9 protein-coding genes and 1 pseudogene are annotated in these 19,950 nt (G+C 71.7%); all 10 read right to left on the bottom strand.

Features of this window, described 5'->3' with window-relative positions:
* Positions 1-87: pseudogene (locus E9536_RS42125) on the bottom strand (biopolymer transporter ExbD); the annotation flags it as partial.
* Positions 80-1,324, bottom strand: a complete 1,245-nt coding sequence (locus E9536_RS18575; RefSeq protein WP_060173727.1) for an MFS transporter — start codon at positions 1,322-1,324, stop codon at positions 80-82. The gene E9536_RS18575 and the pseudogene E9536_RS42125, both read right to left, overlap by 8 nt.
* 22 nt (positions 1,325-1,346) lie before the next feature.
* Complete coding sequence (locus tag E9536_RS18570; RefSeq protein ID WP_136470362.1) at positions 1,347-2,858, bottom strand: PepSY-associated TM helix domain-containing protein; 1,512 nt, start codon at positions 2,856-2,858, stop codon at positions 1,347-1,349.
* A gap of 1 nt (position 2,859) precedes the next feature.
* Positions 2,860-3,123, bottom strand: coding sequence for a hypothetical protein (locus E9536_RS18565; RefSeq protein WP_136470361.1), 264 nt, complete (start codon positions 3,121-3,123; stop codon positions 2,860-2,862).
* Positions 3,123-5,246 carry a TonB-dependent siderophore receptor gene (locus E9536_RS18560; protein ID WP_175755674.1) on the bottom strand — a complete coding sequence of 708 codons (2,124 nt, stop codon included), beginning with the start codon at positions 5,244-5,246 and terminating at the stop codon, positions 3,123-3,125. Before E9536_RS18560 ends, E9536_RS18565 begins: the two co-directional genes overlap by 1 nt.
* 212 nt (positions 5,247-5,458) lie before the next feature.
* A complete protein-coding gene (locus E9536_RS18555) occupies positions 5,459-7,222 on the bottom strand; it encodes an ABC transporter ATP-binding protein (RefSeq protein WP_136470402.1) in 1,764 nt (587 codons plus the stop codon).
* Positions 7,222-8,943 carry an ABC transporter ATP-binding protein gene (locus E9536_RS18550; protein WP_136470360.1) on the bottom strand — a complete coding sequence of 574 codons (1,722 nt, stop codon included), beginning with the start codon at positions 8,941-8,943 and terminating at the stop codon, positions 7,222-7,224. The genes E9536_RS18555 and E9536_RS18550 overlap by 1 nt, the downstream gene beginning before the upstream one ends.
* Complete coding sequence (locus tag E9536_RS18545) at positions 8,940-9,992, bottom strand: Gfo/Idh/MocA family oxidoreductase (protein WP_136470359.1); 1,053 nt, start codon at positions 9,990-9,992, stop codon at positions 8,940-8,942. Before E9536_RS18545 ends, E9536_RS18550 begins: the two co-directional genes overlap by 4 nt.
* Positions 9,989-15,463 carry a non-ribosomal peptide synthetase gene (locus E9536_RS18540; protein WP_136470358.1) on the bottom strand — a complete coding sequence of 1,825 codons (5,475 nt, stop codon included), beginning with the start codon at positions 15,461-15,463 and terminating at the stop codon, positions 9,989-9,991. The genes E9536_RS18545 and E9536_RS18540 overlap by 4 nt, the downstream gene beginning before the upstream one ends.
* Positions 15,460-19,869: a non-ribosomal peptide synthetase gene (locus E9536_RS18535; RefSeq protein WP_136470357.1), complete on the bottom strand. Its 4,410-nt coding sequence runs from the start codon at positions 19,867-19,869 to the stop codon at positions 15,460-15,462. Before E9536_RS18535 ends, E9536_RS18540 begins: the two co-directional genes overlap by 4 nt.
* Positions 19,870-19,950 lie beyond the last annotated feature (81 nt).

Below are 19,950 nucleotides of genomic sequence, written 5' to 3'. Positions count from 1 at the left end.
CTACTGCACATACTGCTCGTTACCCGTCAGCCCGATCTTCGTCGCGCCTACGCGTTGCGCCGACGCCAGTACCGCGGCGTCACGCCAGCACATCATCCCCCTTCACCGCATACGCCGACTCGCGCCGCTTCAGCCGCATCGCGATCAGCGCCGCGAGCACCGCCAGCGCGGCGCCCGTGAGAAACCCGCCCGTATAACCGACCTTCGCGGTGAGCGACAGAATCGTCGACGACGCGATCAGCTCGCCGAGGTCGCGCGTGCTCTGCACGGCCGTCACGTCGGTGCCGGCCTGGTCGCTGCCGCCCGCGAAGCGCATGCCGGCCGTCATGATCGACACCGACGTGATCCCGGTCGCCAGCGAACCGAGTACCGTGCACAGCCATGCCCACGACGGCGACACCGGCAGCCACCCGCCCGCCTGCGCGAACCACAGCAGCGCGGCCGCGCCCGCACAGCTCACGCCGGCCGTAAACGCACGCCACAACCCGAGCCGCCTCACGAGCCACGCACCGCCGCCGCAACCGAGCACGACCGTCACGATGCCGCCGGCCATGCCGAGCTTGCCGATCGCGTCGAGCGTCCAGCCCGCGTCGTTGAGGAACAGCTTCGACAGGCCGAAGCCCGATACGGCCGTCATCGCCGACAGCAGCGCAAGCGACAGCAGCGACCACGAGCGCGGCCGCTTCGCGAAACGGACGAGGCTCGCATCATGCTCGGGCTTCGCGCGCGCACGATCCGCATCGCGCGGCAACACCCACAGCACGCAAACCAGGCTCGCGAGCGGCACGGCCGCCAGCGCGAGAAACGCGGCCCGCTGGCCGAACAGGCCGATCAGCGTCAACGTGCCGGCGCCACCGCCGAAGAAGCCGATCATCACGCCCGCGATCTGGATCGCGTTGATCTTCGCGAGCGTGTCGCCGCTGAAGTGCTCGGCGGCCATCCCGTCGTTCGCGATGTCCTGGGTCGCGCTCGCAAGCGACGCGACGGCCAGCAGGCCGACCGCCCATCCGGCCGTCGCGACGGTCATCCCGATCTGCGCGAGGCTGCCGAGGCAGAGCACCACGAGCGTCTGCATCGGCAGCATCCAGCTGCGCCGCCGGCCGATGCGCGGCGACCAGCGGTTGTCGACGACGGGCGCCCACAGGAACTTCACGACCCACGGCAAACCGACGAGCGGCAGGAACGCCAGTGCATGAAGCGGTGCGCCGTCGTGGCGCAGCAGGGTCGGCATCGCATCCATCGCGATGCCGATCGGGATTCCCTGCGACAGGTAAAGCAGCGTGATCGTGATGACCAGGCGGCGATGTTCGAGCAGATCGCGCATCGAAGTCTCCAGTTGCGTGAAATTAAAAAGGTTCGGCACCGGCCGGCACGCGCGCCGTCCGCAACGCATCGCGGCGCGGACGGCGCGCGGCACGCAGCAGCAATGCGCCGAACGCGACGAGGGCCGCGTCGATCGGCCAGTACACGGGTTCGCCCGCGCCGAGCAGCGCGATCGCGCAATGCGTCGCCCCTGCCAGCCCGTAAGCGGCGCCGGCCGCACGCATCAGCGTGCGCAGCCAGGCCGCGCGATCGGCAACGCAGGCCGCGAGCGCGAACGCGCCGCCCCACACGGCCCAGAACAGCATCGCGAGCACATGATCGACGTGCACGCCGACGGGCAGCGCACGCCCCGCGAGCAGCAGGACGCCGCCCGCCAGCACCAGCCCGCCGCAGGTGCCGACGGCGACCGCGGCCAGCACGTTCGCCGAGCGGTCGTGCTGCGCCCGCCGCCGCTCGATCCACAGATGCAGCCCCGTCGCGCAGAGCGCGCACGCCGCAAGTCCCATCAGGAAATGCAGCACGCGCAGCACGCCGCCCATCGCACCGACCCAGCCGTATTGCGCGAAATGCAGCGGCTGCACCGCGATGAACGCGCGCAACCAGAAGCCTCGGCCGCGCGACGTGGCGTCCGCGAGCCATTGCCCGTCCACCGCGCGATACAGGTGACGCTCGAACAGCGCCGTGCTCGGCAGGCCGGCGGTCGTCCCGGAAATCTCGACACGCGCGTTCACGTCGCCCCACCGATGCAACACGACGGCTTCGCGCCGGAAATCCGGCGTGCGCGCCGCATCGCGCCGCAGCAGCGCCTCGAGATCGGGCGCGCGTTGCCACGCGCCGCCGGCGGCAGTCGGCGGCGGCCCGCCGAGCAGTTCGGCGAACGCGCGCTGCGGTTGCCCCGGATACGCGACGCCCGCAAGCGACACCGTGCCGAGCGCGCCCAGCCCCGACAACGCGCCGGTGAACGCGAACAGCACGAGCCACGGCGAGCCCCACAGGCCGATCCACGCGTGCAGGTCGAACAGCGCGGCGCGCAGCCCGCTGCCGCGCCGGATGCGCGCGGCAGCAGGCCAGCGCCGGTGATGCACGACCAGGCCCGCGACGATGAGCACGAGCAGCACGATCCCCCACAGGCTGACGAAGATCCGCCCGGGAAAGCCCGCGAACAGCGTCTTGTGCAGCGTGACGAGCAACGCCGCGCGTCCGCCGTCGGCCAGCCGCTCGCCCGTCGCCGGGTCGAGCGCCAGCGTGCAGGCCTGGCGTGCGTCGCAGAAACGGATCGCCGGATCGTCCGGTTGCGGCAGCACGATGCGCGCATCGCGCAACGGCACGCCGAGCGCCGCCGCGCGCGCGACGAGTGCATCGAGCGGCAGCGCCGGCCGCGCGACGGCGACCGGCGGCGGCCGCCACCAGCCCTGCATCGAATCGGTCGCGAGACTCCACGTGCCGCTGAACAGCACGACGAACAGCACCACGCCGAACAGCGCACCGGCGCCGCGATGCAGCGCGCGCCAGCGCGAACGCGATGAAGCGTCCATGTCAGCGCCCTCCCCAGAACATCGCGCACGGCACGAGCACCGCGAGCCACAGGCAGGCGCGCCACGCGGCCTGCCGCCGCCCGGGCGCGACGAGCACCCACAGCAGCGCGGCGACACCCGCGGCCAGCGACAGCAGCACCGCCGCGTAGAGCCGGTTCAGGCCGTCGGCCGGGTAATGACGGGCCAGCGTGACCGCCAGCGCGACCGCGCCCGGCAGCACGCCTGCGATCGCGAGCGCCGTCCGCGTCCCCCAGCCGCCCGCCATCAGAACTGCCCGCGCACGGTCAGCATCACGTTGCGCGGTTCCCCGTAGCGGTTGTTCCAGCCCGGCTGGCTCAGGCTCAGGTAGTACTTGCGGTCGAACAGGTTGTTCACGTTGACGGCCGCGCTCCAGTGCTTGTCGTAGCGATAGCCGAGCCGCACGCTGGCGAGCGCGTAGCCGCCCTGGCTCATCGTGACGCCGTTCGCCTGCGCCGAGTAATTGCTCTGCACCTGCACGCCGCCGCCGACGCTCCAGCGCCGTTCCTGCCACGGCAGGTCGTAGTTGGTCCACAGCCGGAACAGGTGGCGCGGGTTCAGCAGCGGCGCGAACGTGCCCGCGTTCGCGAGGTTGTCCGCATAGCGCATCGTGTCGTACGTATAGCTCGCCCACACGCTCCACCACGGCGTGATGCGGCCGTTCGCCTCGAACTCGAAGCCCTGGCTGCGCACGCTGCCGCCGTTCACGTAGTAGCAGTTCGGCCCCGCGCACGGATGCGCGAGATCGACCTGCGGATTGTTGTCGAGATCGATGCGGAACGCCGCGAGCGACACGTTCAGCTTGCCGCCCGCCAGTTCGCCCTTCACGCCCGTCTCGTAGGTGCGCCCCTTCACCGGCGTCAGGATGCCGCCGCCCCACATCGACTTGGTTTGCGGCTGAAACACTTCCGCATAGCTCGCGTACCACGACCAGTCGCGCGCGAAATCCCAGATCAGCCCGCCGTACGGCGTGAACTGGTGGCCGGTGTTGTAGTGCGCACCGAGACTGTCCTGGTTCCACCAGCTCATCCGGCCGCCGAGCACGAGCGTGACGGGTTCCGCGAGCTTGATGCGGCCGAGCCCGTACACGCCCTTCTGCGACACGTCGTTCTGCTGCGACTGCTGGTACGGGCCGACGCCCGGCTCGGGCACGCTGCTCGGGTTCCAGCGGTAGACGTTCACCGGCATGCCGGCCACGTTGCCGAGCAGCTGCGCCGACATCTGCCCGCTGCTGCTGTTCGCGTAGGTCACGCCGAACAGCAGGTCGTGCGTCAGCCCGAACGCATGCACCGGGCCCTGCACGTTCGCATCGATGCTGCGGCTGTAGCTGCTGAACCGGTACGCGCCGCCCGTCAGCGCGCCGCCCGCACCGGTCGACGGATCGATCGCACCGTACGAGCCCGCGTATTTCAGGTCGGAGCGCACGCTCTGGTATTCGCCGCTGACCTTCGCCTTCCAGCCGGCGCCGAGCTTCTGCTCGACCGACGCGAACGCGCGCGTCGTGTCCCAGTCGAAGTGGCCCCACGCGGTGTCGAGGAACGTCGAGCGCGACAGGCCGAGGCTCGACCCGTCGCGCGCCATCGGCACGCCGGACATGTCGGGCACCGAGCGCGTCGTCTGGTACTGCGCGCCGAACGTGAGCAGCGTGTCGCGCGTCACGTCGACTTCCGTGATGCCGTAGATCGAGCGCGTGTCCTGTTTCGCGTGGTCGTAGAAGAAATGACGATCCTCGTATGCGGCGACGAGCCGGCTGCGCACGGTGCCGGCCGCATTGAGCGGGCCGCCGATGTCGGCTTCCGCGCGGTAGCGGTCCCAGCTGCCGACGCTCACGCTCGCGTTCGCGGAGAACTGGTACTGCGGCCGCTTGCGCACGAGGTTGACCGTCGCGGCCGGGTTGCCCGAGCCGTGCAGCAGGCCGTTCGCGCCGCGCAGGATCTCCACGCGTTCGTACACGGAGATGTCCTGCGGCGCGCTCGCCATGTCGCCGATCACCACCGGCACGCCGTCGAATTCGAACGAATCGACCTTGAAGCCGCGCACGAAATACGCGGTAGTGAGCAGCACGTACGGCTGCACGGTCACGCCCGCCGATTGCTGCATCACCTCGTCGAGCGAATACAGGTTCTGCTGGTCGATCCGTTCGCGCGTCGTCACGCTGACCGACTGCGGAATCTCCCGCAACGCCAGCGGCATCTTGCCGACCGTCGCCACGGCCGGATCGTCGGCCACGCCGCGCGACGCGGTCACGGAAATCGCCTTCAGCTCGCCCGCGGCAGGCTTCACGGCGGTCGTTTCCTCCTTCCGGACTTCCGCGCCGGCCGCTGGCGCCGCATCGGCGAACGCCGCCGCCGGATGCGCGGCGATCAGCAGGCCGAGATACAGCGACGGGCGCCAGCGCCCTCGCCCCAAACGGGCGACGCGCGCGCCCTTCGTCATCGATCTCCCAGGTTCCAGCACCTCGTACCGCATTCACGCCCCCGTATTTGATAATCATTCTCATTATCAAATAGAACCGGCAGGCCATTTTTCGATCGAGGGGCTTTTCCTATCGATTCCGGGCACGCCGGCCCGCATTGTTCACGTCAGTGTTCGGATTCGGCCGGCCGGGCTTCCTCGTCCGCCTCGGCCGGTGCGAGCCCGTCGGGCAGCTGTCCGGCGCGGGCGAAAGTCGCGTACCACGCGTCGGCCTGGACGAGCTGCGCGTGCGTGCCGGTCGCCCGCACGCGGCCCGCATCGAGCACGACGATCGTGTCGGCGGCCGCCGCGAGCGCCGGCTGGTGCGTGACGACGATGCGCGTGCGCTGCCCGCGCAGCGCGACGAGGCTGTCGCGCACGCGCCGCGCACTCGATTCGTCGAGGCTCGCGGTCGGCTCGTCGAACATCAGCACCGGCGCACGCGACAGCAGCGCGCGCGCCAGGCACGCCCGCTGGCGCTGCCCGCCCGACAGCAACTGGCCGCCGGGCCCCACGTCGGATTCGAGCCCGTCCGGCAAGCGCTCGGCGTCATGCAGCAGGCCGACCGCGTCGAGCGCGTCGCGCAGTTCGGCATCGGTCGCATCCGGGCGGCCCATCCGCACGTTCCACGCGAGGCTGCCGCGAAACAGCCCGTTGTCCTGGAACACGAGGTTGCGCGTCGCCGCGAGCGTCGCCTCGCTCAGGTGCCGCACATCGGCGCGGCCGAGCAGCACGCGCCCGGCGCCCGGATCGTCGAGCCGCGCGAGCAGGCCGAGCAGCGTGCTCTTGCCGGCGCCCGTGGGGCCGACGATCGCGACGAAACCGCCCGCCGGGCAATGCAGGTCGACGCCGTCCAGCAGCGTCGCGCCGGCGGGCGAACGGTAGCCGACGCGCACCGCGTCGACACTCGCGTCGTGTACCGGCGTGCCACGGTCGGGGCTGTCGAAACGCGGCGCATGCAGCACCGCGAGCACGGTGTCGAGCGCGCGCCAGGCGCCGCGCAACGCCTGGTCGAGCTGCGTGAGCTGCGCGAGCGGTTCGATGAAACGCACGAGCAGCACGAGCACCGCCACGGCCGTCCCGGCATCGAGCCGGCCCGCCGAGACGGCCCATGCGCCGCCGGCCAGCATCGCGACGAACACGCCCTGCACCGCGCCCGCGAAGCCGAGTTCGATCGGCAGCGAGCGGCGCATCAGCGCGCGCGTGCGGCGATGCTGCGCGTCGAACGCGTGCTGCAGCGCCGCGCGCGCGTCGCCTTCCCGGCCCGCGAAGCGCAGCAGCCCCTGATGCGCGGCGAAGGTCTGAAGCTGCACGGCCATGTCGCGATCGCCGGACGCGCGCGCCTGCTCGAACGCAAGGGTGCGCGTGCCGCCGCGCTCGAGCAGCGCGAACAGCAACACGGCGGCTGCCGCGAGGCACAGCGCGATGCGCCAGTCGATCCACGCGAGCCCGGCGACGACCGCAAGCGGCGTCACGACCGCGCCGATCAGCGGCCCGAGCAGGTGCGCCGGAATCCCCATCGCCTGCATGACCGGCCCGCGCAGCAACCCGGCCGGATGACTGTCGCGCACGGTCTGCCACGACGCGATGCGCGGCAGGTGCCGCACGAGGCGTTCGACGAGACCGGCCGCGAGCGCGCCGCCCGCGCGATAGCCGCCGCGCTGCGCGACGTACAGCACGAATGCATGGCACAACGTCAGCGCACCGAGCGCGATCGTCCAGTGCAACACGGCTGCCTGCGCGCCGGCGAACCATGCGCGGATCAACGGCACGAGCAGCAATCCGCAGGCGCCGTCGAGCAACGCGGCCGCCACCGCCCAGCCGACGCCGCGCCACAGCGCGCGGCGTGTGCCGGATGGCAGGCACTGCAAACGTTTGAGCGATTTCATCATCATGCGGCCTCCCCGTCCGCGGCACCGCGTTCGCGCCACAGCCGCGCATACAGCCCGCACGCGGCCAGCAGCGCCGCATGCGTGCCGCACTCGACGATGCGGCCGCGATCCATCACGAGAATCTGGTCCGCCTGCCGGATCGCGTCGAGATCGTGGCTGACGATCACGCGCGTGCGCGCGTCGCCGCGCAGCGCATTGCGCAATGCGCGCCCGGTTTGCGGATCGAGTGCCGACGCCGGTTCGTCGAGCAGCAACAGCGGCGCCGTCGACAGCAGCGCACGCGCAATCGCCAGCCGCTGCAGCTCGCCGCCGGACAGCCGCACGTCGCGCCCGCACACGCAGCCGTAACCGCCCGGCAACGCTTCGATGCGTTCGTCGAGACAGGCCGCGCGCGCGGCCGCGCGAATCGCGTCGTGATCGGCATCGGGCCGGTACAGCGCGATGTTCGCGGCGATCGACACGTCGAGCGCGGCGGCCTGCTGGAACACCATCGCCACCTGCTCGCGCCGCGTGTCCGGCGCGAGCAGCCGCAGGTCGGCGCCGCCGAGCCGCACCGTGCCGCGGTCGGGATCCATGAAGCGCGCGAGCAGCATCAGCAGCGTGCTCTTGCCCGCACCCGACGGCCCGACGATCGCGGTGGTCGTGCCCGCCGCGACCGTCGCGTCGATGTCGCGCAGGATCGGCGTGCCGTCGATGTCGACGCTCACGCCGCGCAGCTCGATCGACGCATCGCGCGGCACCTGCGCCGCGCCGTCGGCCGGCTCGGGCAGGCCCGGCTGCGCGAGCAACGCATCGAGACGAGCAGCGGCCGCGCGCGCTTCGCGCAACGCGTCGGCACCGTGGCCGAGCGCCCGCACCGGCGCGGCGACCGCCCAGATCAGCAACGCGAACGCACACAGTTCGCCGACCGGCAGGCGGCCGGCCGTGAGCCACGTCGCGCCGAACACGACCCACGCGAGCAGGAACGGCGTGCCGAGCAGCACCTGCGTGCAGGCACCGGGCCCGCCGACGCGGCCGACCCACGCCGAAAACGCCTGGTCGAAGCGCCCGGTCGACGCGAGCGCGGCCGCCTCGATGCCGGCACCCGGATACTGCCGCACGAGCGCCGGGTTCTGCGCGAGCTGCGCGTAATCGCCCATCAGCTGTTCGAGTGCCGCGTTGCGCGCCGCGACGGCCGGTACGAACCGCGCCGAGCGCATCCAGCGGAACAGCGCGGCGCCCGCGACGAGCGGGGCCAGCGCAAAGGCGAGCAGCCCGGGATTCAGGTAAAGCAGGCACGCCAGCGCCGCGCACGGCACGACGACGAGTTGCGTGACGTCGGCCGGCGCGTGCGCGACGAGCTGGTGCAGTGCGCGCACGTCCTGGTCGACGTGACGCGCGACGCGGTCGCTGCCCGCGCGCGCGAACCAGCCGAGCGGCAAGCGTTGCAGATGATCGGCGAGCCGCCTGCGCAAGCGGTCGGCGAGATCGGCATCGACACGGTGCGTCAGGTGCAGCGCGACCGTCTGGCCGCCCAGCCAGCACACGCCGGCCACCACAGCCGCGACGAGCCAGCCGCGCGCCGTCGCGTCGAGCTGTGCCGTCGCGCGCCATGCGTCGGCGATACGGCCGAGCGCGAGCCACGGCACGAGCGACGCGACACCCGCCAGCGCCTGCAGCACGACCGCCGCCGCAAGCGGCACCGCGAACGGCCGCAACATCGAAAGCAACGGCCCCTTCATGCGGCACGCTCCAGCAGCATGCCGAGCGTGGCCGCGCACGCGTCGCCCGGCGGCTGCTCCGGAAAACCGAGCTGCATCGTCAGATGCTGCCAGACGCGCGTCACGTCGATGCTGCGCTGGTTGCACGCGTGCAGCCCTTCGCCCGATACGAGCCGGTCGACCGCGCGCACGGCCGCCTGCGGCCAGCTGCGGGCATGAATCGCGCCCCACGTATCGCGCGCATCGTCGCAGATCTGGATGCTCGGCATGTCGTCGCCCGCCGCGTCGCCGAAGATCGGGAACAGCCCGTCGTCGTCCGTCGCCGGTTCGCGCAGCGCGGGCGCCCACCACAGCGGGCCATGCGGCGACGCGAGCGTCCACGTGCCGGCGCCCGTCGTCAGCGTGATGCTGAACAGCATGCTCATCCGGCCGTCGTCGGCCGCCGCCATCTCGTTGTGCACGCGCAGCGAGACCGGCGTTTCGGCGAGCACCATCGCGCATTCGCGCATCGACGACAGTGCCGGCCCGACCGGCTCGACCGACCACGGGCCCACGCTCTGCAGCGCGGCGGCGAGCACGTCGAGCGCCGCGTAACTGGCCTGCACCGAGCACACGACATCCGCATGCACGGGCGCGCTCGTTTCACGCAGCCGTCGCGCGACGGCGATGAAGCGGGAGACGACCGGCAGGTTCGGATAGAAACTGTTGAGCAGGCAGCGCCGGCCGTGACGCGACGCGGTGCGCAGCACGCGGTCCCATTCGTCGGGCAGCAGCGGATGCTCGATCACGACGTCGATCCCGCGCTCGAGCAGCCGGCACGCGAGCGCGGCCCCGTCGGCGCCGCGCGCCGCGCCGCCGACCGCGACACATGCAGCGCGCACGTCGTCGGGCAACGCTTCCGGACGGTCGAACACGGGCGCGCCGACGCGCGCGGCCAGCGCGGCGGTACGCGCGCTGCCTTGCCCCAGGATGCCTGCGACGCGATACGTGCCGGACGCGGCGAGGCCCGCCGCATAGAACTGGCCGAAGCGGGAGCCGGCCACGACGACCGGCAGCGGATGAGCCTTCATTGCGCCTCCTTCAGGCGGGTGTCGACGAACGCGGTGTTCAGGCAGTCGAAATGACCGCCGGGGATGTCGACGGACGTGATGCCGCCGAGCGCCTGCGCCGTCCAGTATTCGGTGAGCGCCGCGCGCTGCTGCGGAATCAGCGGGTTGCAGCGCTCCGGCACGAACAGCCGCAGCGCGCCCGCGTACGGCGCGTCGCCCGCCCAGTGGCTCGCCTGCACCGAATGCATGAAGAGCCGGTACAGCCGTTCGCGCTCGTCGAGCAGCGGGTGCGCGACCTCGTCCTGCATCGACAGTCCGGCGGCCGCGCGCAGCACGCGGCGGCGCAACGTGTCGAGCGGCTCGCAGCGGTCGCCGAAAATCTCCAGCTGGGCCTGCAGGCTGCCGGGCGCGAGACGCGCGGGGTCGGCCTTCAATGCGTCGGCGAGTGCGTCGGCCAGCACATACGTCTCCGGAAAACCGAGCGCGTCGAGCGGCAGCCCGAGCGTCGCCGCGAAGTTGAACAGCACGAGCCGCTCGTCTTCGATCAGGTACGGAATCCGGTAGCTCGACACGATGTCGAGCGTGCGCACCTCGACGCCGAGCTGCACCAGCGACTTCGCCATTTCGAGCGCGACCAGCCCGCCCGAGCAGTAGCCGAGCACGTCGACCTCGCGCACGCCGGTGCGCCACAGCGCATCCGCATAACGCCGGCCGAGCGTCGCGTTCAGGTGGCGCGCCGGCAGGTCGAGATAGTCCTGCGCGTCGCGCACCGCGAAGCCGAGCACCGGGCCGAGCCGCGCGAGCGCCGGCACGATCGGACGATACGCATGCACGGTGCCGAGCCCTTCGTGCACGATCACGCGCGGCACGCCGTCGCCGGGCGCGAGCGGGATCGGCCGCACGCCGGCACGCACGCGCGGCGCAGGCGCATGGACGACCGCCGAAACGTGCGCGCTGCGCGGAGCGGCCGGCGCACCCGGCGATGCGCTGCCCGACGGCTGCGCATCCGCGTCGCGCAGGCATTGCGCGAACGCGGCGGGCGTCGGTTGCGCGAGCACCCAGCGCAGCAACCGGTCGAACGGATGCGCGTGCGCGAGCGGTTCCTCGCCGCGCAGCCGCGACACGAGTTGCGCGATCAGCAGCGAATCGCCGCCCGCGGCGAAGAAGTCCTGATCGGGCGTGACGTTGCGCGTATCGAGCACGGCTTCCCACAAGCCGATCAGCCGCGCCAGCAGCGGATCGGCGGCAGCCTGTGCGTGAGCCGGCCGGGCGGCCGCCGGCTCCGCTTCGCGGATGTCGGCGATGCCGGCCAGCGTGCGGCGATCGATCTTGCCGTTCGCGGTCACGGGCAGGCGGTCGAGCACGCGCAATTGCGACGGCACCATGTAGCCCGGCACACGCTCCGCGACACATGCCAGCAGCGCGTCCGGCGCGATGCGCGCCGCGCCGCGCTTCACGTGCGCGAGCAGGATGTCGTAGCCGAGTGCGTCGAGCGGCGTGCCGGGTGCCACGCAGCCGAGCGCGCGATCGCCGCCCGCCTCTTGCAGCCATTCGAGCCACTGCGCGCGCGGCACGAACAGACGCGCCGATTCGACGCGCGCGTCGAGCGGCGTTTCCATCATCAACCCCTGGCTGATGCTGATCTCCGGATGCTCGGTCGTCAGTTCCTGGATCACCCACCACGCATCGGCCGCCGACAGCGCACGCAATCCGGCGACCAGCGCGACCGTGTCGCGTGCATTGTTCAGCGCGCCGGAGCTGATCGTGATGTCGATCGAATGCGGCGCAATACCCTGCGCGTCGAGCGCCGCGTTCATGTCGAACCGCTCGAACCGCATCCACGGATACGCGGCGAAGCGCTCGCGTGCCGCCGCGAGGAAATAGCTCGACACGTCGCTGAACAGGTAGTCGATTCGCGCGCCCGCTTCGACCAGCGGCGCGAGCGCGTCGACGATCGCCCGCGTCGCCGCGGCCGTACCCGCGCCGATCTCGAGGATGCGCCACGGGCGCTGCGGCTCGCGCGCGACGATCGCACGCACGGCCTGTGCCATTCCGTCATGCAGGGCCCGCGCATGTTCGCCGTCGCTGTACATCGCGTCGGCGATATGCGATGCGCCTTCCGGGAACATCAGGCCGGCGGGCGACACGGTGCCGTCCACCTGCACGTCGATACATCCCGCGCTGTCGCGGAAGTAGTCGACGAGGACGACCGGCCACAGATCGGGCGACGCATCCTGCGCAAACGCGTCCCAGCAGGCATGCGCATCGGCATGGCCGGCATCGGGCCGCCTGCGCCAGCCGCCTTCGGCATCCGCGTACAGCACGCCGTGCCGGTCAAGCATCGCGAGCCAGTGACGCAGCAGATGCTGTCGCGCCGCCGGCACGCGCAACCGTTCGCACAACGTCGCGAAGTCCGTCGCCGCCTCCTCGGTCAGCGCCCCTGCCGGCACGATCCACGCTGCCAGCGATGCAACGCAGGCCGCTTCGAGCCGGGCAACCGACCGCGCCACGTCCGCGTGCGCGGGCCAGCGCGCGGCATCGAACGCCGTGCGCACGTGCGCCGCGATCTCGTGCAGCGCGTCGTCCTGCTGCGGCGGCTCCGCGCCGTGCAGCGAGACGAAGCTCGCGAGCCGGCGCTCCGTGCCGTCGCCGAGCACGATCGTCGCGGCCGCGCCGACGAGCGGATGCGCGGTCAGCGCCGCGTCGATCTCGGCCAGCTCGATCCGGTAGCCGCGGATCTTCACCTGATCGTCCTGCCGCCCGAGGAATTCGAGCGAACCGTCGGCGCGCACGCGGCCGAGATCGCCGGTGCGGTAGAGTCGCCGCCCGTCGCCATGACGGATGAAGCGTTCGGCCGTTCGCACGGGATCGTTCGCGTAACCCGTCGCCAGCCCGACGCCGCCGATATGGATCTCGCCGCGCACGCCCGGCGGGCACGGCCGGCCGAGCGCGTCGAGCACCTCCATCGTCTGCCCGGTCAGCGCGCGGCCGTAAGGAATGCTGGCCAGCTGCGTGTCCGCCGGACGGATCGGATGCTCGATCGACCAGATCGATGCCTCGGTCGCGCCGCCGAGGCTGAACAGCGCGCTGTCGGGCCAGCGCCGCCACCAGCGGGTGGGCAGCGTCACCGGAATCCAGTCGCCCGACCACAGCACGCGGCGCGGGCCCGGCACATCGAGCGCTGGTTCGCTTTCGAGGTAGTCGATCAGCATCTGCCCTTGCGCGGGAACCGAATTCCACAGCGTCACGCGATGGCGCGCCATCAGCGCGGCCCAATGTGACGGATCGTTGCCGCGCGCCGGATCGGGCAGCACGATGCACGCGCCGCGCGCGGTCGCGCCGAAGAAGTCGTAGACGGACAGGTCGAAGCTCAACTCGGCCAGGCCGAGCACCACGTCGCCGTCGCCGACTTCATGACGCGCGCTGATGTCGGCCAGCGTGTTGCAGACGGCCGCGTGGCTCAGCATCACGCCCTTGGGTTCGCCGGTGGAGCCCGACGTATAGATCACGTACGCGAGTGCGTCGCCGGCGATGTCGCGCGCGGCGCGCGGCGGCCATTGCGGATCGACCGGCACTGCATCGACATCGATGCGCATGCATCCGTCGTGTTCGAACTCGAGCGCCTGCACGCTGACGACCGCACGCGCCCGCGCATTGCGCAGGATCGCCTGTTGCCGCAGCGCCGGCTGGCGGCTGTCGACCGGCACGTACGCGGCGCCCGCCTGGACGATCGCGAGCACGGCCACGAGCTGGTGCGCGCACTTCGGCATCAGCACCGCGACGGTATCGCCCGCGGCGACGCCGGCCTGCTCGAGCGCCGACCGCAGCGCCGCCGCGTGCTGCGCGACGTCGCGATACGTGCGCGCCCCCTGCGCATCGATCACCACCGGCGCATCGGGCGTACGCAACGCCTGCGCGGCAAAGCCGGCCGCGATGTGCGTATCCGCATCCGGATGGATCCCGGCGGCGGGCGCAGCGGACGGCAGCACGATGTCGCCCGCGCGCGACCACCACGCCGCGTCGGCGGCGAGCCGGCCCAGCAGGGCGACGTACGCGTCGAACATCGCCGCGGGCATCCCGTCCGGAAACAGGTCGTCGCGCACGTCCCAGCCGATTTCCAGCCCACCGAACTGATCGGTCACCTGGCAGTCGAGCCACACCTGCGGCGTCTGGCTGATCATGTAGCGCGGCGGCTCGGCGCGGGCCGCGTGCTCGCCGAGCAGCCGGCCGACACTGCCGATGCCGCTCGTGAACACCACCGGCATCAGCGCCGCATCCTTGCCGCGCCGTCGCGCGAGTTCGCGCATCACGTCGACACCGGTAAACGCACGATGGTCGAGGTCGTCGAACATCCGCGCGCCGATCGTGCGGGCACGCTCGACGAAATCGCGCCCGTGCGTCGCGTCGACCGCAAGCAGGCTCAGCGCGGTGAAATCGCCGAGCACCGCGTCGATGCGCGGATGCACGGGCGGCCGGTTCAGCACCGTCAGGTTCAGGCAGAACGCGGGCGACTGGCTCCAGCGACCGACGACTTCGGCGAACGCGGCCAGCGCGACACTCGCCGCGCTCAAGCCGAAGCGGCTCGCGTGGCCGCTCAGCGCGGCCCATTGCGCGCGATCGAGCCGCGCATGCCGGTGCGTGAAGCGCGGCCGCGCGCCGGACGGCATCGCGGGCACCACCGGCAAATCGGGGCGCGGCGGCAGATCGTCGATGCGCGCAAGCCACCATGCCTTGTCGCGCGCATGTTCCGCGCGCGTGCCGGTATGGGCTTCATTGACGACGTAGTCGCGGAACGTCGCGTCGAGCGGCTCGGGCTGCCACTGCGGGTCGTCGTAGCGGCGCCGCCATTCGGCGAGCAGCAATTGCAGGCTCGCGTAGTCGATCAGCGTGAAATCGACCGACAGATGCAGCACCGCACCGTCCGGCCCGAGGCTCACTTCCGGTTGCAGCACCGGCCAGCGGTCGAGCGCGTGCACCGCATGGTCGAGACGCTCGCGCACGCGCTTCACGTGGGCGTCGAACGCGTTCGCATCGGCATCGCGCAGGTCGTGCACCGTGAGCGGCTGCCACGGCACGTCGGGCAGCACGCGTTGCCATGCGTTGTCCTCGACGATCGCGCGCAGCATCGGATGCCGCGCGACGCACGCGTTCCACGCCGCCTCGAAGCGCACGCAGTCGAGATTCGCGGGCTCGCCGTATTCGACGTACAGATGGCACGCATTGCCGCCGAACTCGAACGATTCGTGGCGGCCGAGCACGTACGCGGCCTGCACCGGCGTCAGTGCGAACCGCTCGTGCCGGCGCACCGGATCGCAGCGCCATGCGCCGTCCTGCAGGAAGCGGACGAACGCGTCGCGTTCGGCCTTGATGCGCGCGGCCAGGTCCGCATCGAGCGCACCGGCCGGCGCGCGATAGCGCAACTGGCCGCCGTCGTCGCACCACAGTTCGATCTGGCGTTCGCGGCAAAGATCGAGCACGTCATCGAAGCTCACAGCACGCCCTCCTCGATCGTCGCAACCGGCGTGTCGCCGGCGGCCTGCGAGGCTTGCAGGGCCGGCGCGGCCAGTGCGGCCTCGTCGAGCTGCGCGGCGAGACCCGCGAGCGTCGGCTGCCGGTAGAACGCCGCCATCCCGACCCGCACGCCGAGCCGCTCGCGCAGTTGCGCGAGCAGGCGCGTCGCGAGCAGGCTGTCGCCGCCGAGCGCGAAGAACGTCGCGTCGCGCGCGTTCGCCGGGCGGCCGAGCGCGTGCTCCCAGCACGCGAGCAGCGTCGCCTGCCGTTCGTCGGCCGGCACGAATGCATCGTGGGCGGCCGGTGCGTCGCCGAGCGCGCGCGCGAGCGCCTCGCCCACCGCCCGCCGGTCGATCTTGCCGTTCGCGTTGAGCGGCCAGCGCGCGATGCACCACAGCGCATCGGGGCGCATCGCGTCGGGCAATCGGTCGCGCAGCCAGTCGGCCAGCGCCGCTTGCGCGGCCGGTTCGCCGGTACGGCGCGCGTCGATGCACGCGAATGCGGTCGAACGCCAGCTTCGGGAGTCGAGCGCAAAACCGCACGCATGCGCGGCGGCGGCGATCGCATCGGGCGTGAACGGCCGAGGCAACGACGCATCACCCGCCACGCTCGCGACGAGTTCACGCAGCGGCGAGTCGCGCAGCACGTCGGCGAACAGCAAACGGCCGTCCTGCGCCAGCAACGCTGCCGCGATCCGGAACGTATCGCGCGGATCGTCGCGCAGATGCGCGGCCGCGAAACTGATCACGCAATCGAATTCGCCGAGATGCCGCGCGGGCAACAAGCCGTCCTGCATCGTCTGAAGCGCGGGCCTCGTAAGGGTGAAGCGTGCCTGTGCGGTGTGCAGCAGCCCCGGCGACACGTCGAACAGCGTCACATCGAAACGTGGATCGTCGAGCACGCCGAGGCCCGCTTCGAACCATTGCCCGGCGCGGGCGTCGACCACCGCGACCCGCAGCACACCCGTGCGCGCAGCGGCCTGTGCCTCCAGCGCGCCGGCAAACTCGCGCAGCGCGCGGGCGCCGTCCGGCAAACGCGTCGCGAACGCAAGCGGTGCCACGCACGGGTCCAGCGGGACGCGCTGCGCGGCGGTATCGGGATCGGCTGCGAGCGCGCGCAGCGACGCCGTCAGATCGTCGAGATCGGTTGCATACCAGTCGAGCCGATCGAGCGCGCCGTCGATGGAGATCGACGCATCGCCTTTCGCGTGCCGGTGCACACGCAACGACGGCGGCAGGCCCGCGCCGCCATCGAGCAGCCGATCGGCGACGGCGCGCGCAACGGCCGCTTCCGCCTGAACCGTATCGGCCAGGTCGGCCTCCGCGAGCGACGACGGCGCGGCATCGGCAACGCAAGCGGCAACGCAATCGGCCGGCACGAACGCGGCGACGATGCGCGCAACTTCGCCATTCACGACACTCGCGCACGCACCGTCGATCTGCGGATGCGCGGCCAGCGCGGCCTCGATCTCGCCCAGCTCGATCCGGTGCCCGCGCACCTTCACCTGGCGATCCTCGCGCCCCAGGAATTCGAGCGTGCCGTCGGGCCAGTAGCGGCCACGGTCGCCCGTGCGATACCAGCGGCCCGACGCGTGCTGCACGAAGCGCTGCGCGGTCAGCTCGGGATCGTTCCGGTAGCCGCGCGCGAGACTGTCGCCGCCGATCAACAGTTCGCCCGGCACGTAATCCGGCACATCCCGGCCGTCGGCATCGACGACGCGATAGGCCTGCCCCGGCAACGGCCGGCCATACGGAATCGAACGCCAGTGCGGCGGCACGTCGCGCACCGTCTGCACGTTCGACCAGATGCCGGCCTCGGTCGCGCCGCCGAGCGCATGGAACGCACACGCGTCGCCGCACCGTTCGCGCAGGCGCGCCGGCAGGTCGAGCGCGATCCAGTCGCCGGACAGCAGCGCCGCGCGCACGCTGCGGCATGCGTCGGCCACGGCGGGCACCGCCAGCGCCATTTCGAGCAGCGCGGGCGCCGAATTCCACAGCGTCACGCGATGCTGCGCGATCAGGTCGATCCAGCGCGCCGCGTCGCGCGCGTCGTCCTGGGTCGGCAGCACGAGCTCGGCGCCGGCACCGAGCACGCCGAACAGGTCGTACACCGACAGGTCGAAGTCGAGCGCCGATACCGCGAGCAGCCGGTCTCGCGCACGCACGCCGAGCAGTGCATCGATCGCGTCGATCGTGTTGAGCGCCGCCGCGTGCGTCATCTCGACACCCTTCGGCACGCCCGTCGAACCGGACGTGTAGATCACGTACGCGGTGGCCTGCGGCGCCACCGCGAGCGGCGCGGCCAGCGGCGCATGTTTCATCAGCGATGCAACATCGAAGCGCGGCAGCGGCGCATCCGCGTGCGCCGTATCGCCGATCGCGGCCTTCACGCCGGCCGCGCGTTCGATCAGCGTCTTGCGCGCGGCCGGCTGCGCAATGTCGAGCGGCACGTAGCACGCGCCGGCGGCCAGTACGCCGAACACCGCGGCCACCTGTTCCGGCCCGCGCGGCAGACTGATCTCGACGGCATCGCCGTGACCGATGCCGGCAGCACGCAGGCCACCCGCGATCGCCAGCGCGTGCGCGGCCAGTTCGCCGCGCGTCACCACGCGCTCGGCGCACCGCAATGCGACGGCCGCCGGCTCGCGCGCGGCCGATGCAAAGAAGTCGGCATGCAGCGTGCGCGGCCGCGCGGGAGCGGGCACCGCGTTGAGCGCATCGCGCACGCGTCGCTGCGCGGACGGCAGCTCGACCGCGATCGGCAGCCGCCAGTCGCGATCGCACAGCGCCTGCACGAGCGCGACATACGCGCCGAACATCGCATCGACCATCCCGTCGGGAAACAGGCCGTCGACGCTGTCCCATGCGAGCAACGCGCCGTCCGGCACGCGATAGAGCTGGTGATCGAGCCACACCTGCGGCGTCTGCGAAATCATGTCGTGCAGATCGCCGAACACGCGCGCGAATGCGTCGGGCACGAACGGCGCGTCGCCGAGATTGCACGAGAACACGACCGGCGCCGCGCGCGGCGCACCCTGCCTGCGTGCATCGCGCAGCACGTCGAGCGCCGGATACGCAGCCTGCGCGATCGCGCCGTGCAGCCGCTGCTGGAACGCGCGTACCGTGTCGGCCGCGCTCGCGTCGGCGCGCACGTCGCATTCGACGAGCAGCAGCGTCGTGAAATCGGCGATCACGCGGCCGAGATCGGGCGCATCGCCGTGCCGGTCGAACAGCGGCACGTTGAGCAGGAACGCCTGCCGGCCGCTCCAGCGCGCGAGCACCGCGGCGAACGCCGCACCGAACACCGACGACAGCGTGACGCCATGCTGCGCGGCCCGCGCCTGCAGGCGCGTCAGCTCGGCCGTGCTCAGCGTATGCGTGACGCGGCTGAAACGCGGCGCACGGATCGTTTCCGGCGCACGGGCGAGCGGCAGCGCCGGCCCTTCCGGCAGTGTCGCGAGCCGCGCCTGCCATGCGTCGCGCGCCGCGGCCCGCGCATCGCGCGTATCGGCCGCGCGACGCGCGAGCCAGGTCGGGAACCACGTCGACGGCGCGTCGGGCAACGCCGACGGCTCGGCATACGCGGCACCGATCTCCTGCATCAGCAGCCGCACGCTGTCCACGTCGGCCGCGAGCAGGTCGACGCTCAGCCACACGCGATCCTCGCCGCCGGGCATCTGCGCGAGGCCCATCATGAAGACCTGCGCGTGCTCGACGTCGAGACATTCGTGCGACCGGAACGCGCGCAGCGACACCCATTCGGTTTCCGCTTCGGCGGGCGTCCGGTCGCGCCAGTCCGCATGCGCGAACACCGGCGCCTCGGGTGCCGCGACGATCTGCTGGCGGCCACCGGCAAAGCGCGCACGCAGCATCGGATGGCGTTCGCGCACGAGTCGGCACGCCGCGTCGAGACGAACGGGATCGATCGCGCGGCTGCGAAACTCGAGGAATGCGTGGCAGCTCACGTTGCCGAGCACTTCACCGTCGCCGCGGCCGAGCCAGTACGCCTGCTGCACCGCGGACAAGTCGAACGGCGCATGCACGTCGACATCGACCGCCTCGGCAGCCTCGACGTCGGGCGCCGCGGATGCGCCGCGCGGCGCATTCGCGAGCAGCTCGGCCCACGCGCCGAGCGTCGGCGTACGCGCGAGCGCATCGAACGTCAGCGCGTAGCCGAGCCGGTTCACGCGCGTCTGCAGATACATCAGCCGGATCGAATCGAGGCCGCAGCTCAGCAGGTCCTCGTCATCGTCGAGCGACGCGATTTCGTCGACGGGCTCGTCGAGCAGCGCCGCGATCATCGCGACGAGCTGCGAGCGAAAGGCAATGGGAGAAAAACAGGAAGGATCGGAATGATCGATGGTTGAATCGACAGCGGTCTGGCTCATGGGCACGCCTTGTATGGGTCGTTCGATGGCGGATCCGCGCGGCGGCGGCCACCCGTGAATGAGAATCTATCTCATTCGCGC

The organism is Burkholderia sp. LS-044 (assembly GCF_004803625.1).
Lineage (GTDB): Bacteria > Pseudomonadota > Gammaproteobacteria > Burkholderiales > Burkholderiaceae > Burkholderia > Burkholderia cepacia.
Note: the sequence above shows the minus strand (reverse complement) of the source record. Positions and strands in the feature narration are given on the sequence as shown.

Bases quoted from the DNA above. Each gene is read 5' to 3' on its own strand.
- E9536_RS18575 (WP_060173727.1), bottom strand. From the start codon at position 1,324: ATGCGCGATCTGCTCGAACATCGCCGCCTGGTCATCACGATCACGCTG.
- E9536_RS18570 (WP_136470362.1), bottom strand. From the start codon at position 2,858: ATGGACGCTTCATCGCGTTCGCGCTGGCGCGCGCTGCATCGCGGCGCC.
- E9536_RS18565 (WP_136470361.1), bottom strand. From the start codon at position 3,123: ATGGCGGGCGGCTGGGGGACGCGGACGGCGCTCGCGATCGCAGGCGTG.
- E9536_RS18555 (WP_136470402.1), bottom strand. From the start codon at position 7,222: ATGATGAAATCGCTCAAACGTTTGCAGTGCCTGCCATCCGGCACACGC.
- E9536_RS18550 (WP_136470360.1), bottom strand. From the start codon at position 8,943: ATGAAGGGGCCGTTGCTTTCGATGTTGCGGCCGTTCGCGGTGCCGCTT.
- E9536_RS18545 (WP_136470359.1), bottom strand. From the start codon at position 9,992: ATGAAGGCTCATCCGCTGCCGGTCGTCGTGGCCGGCTCCCGCTTCGGC.
- E9536_RS18535 (WP_136470357.1), bottom strand. From the start codon at position 19,869: ATGAGCCAGACCGCTGTCGATTCAACCATCGATCATTCCGATCCTTCC.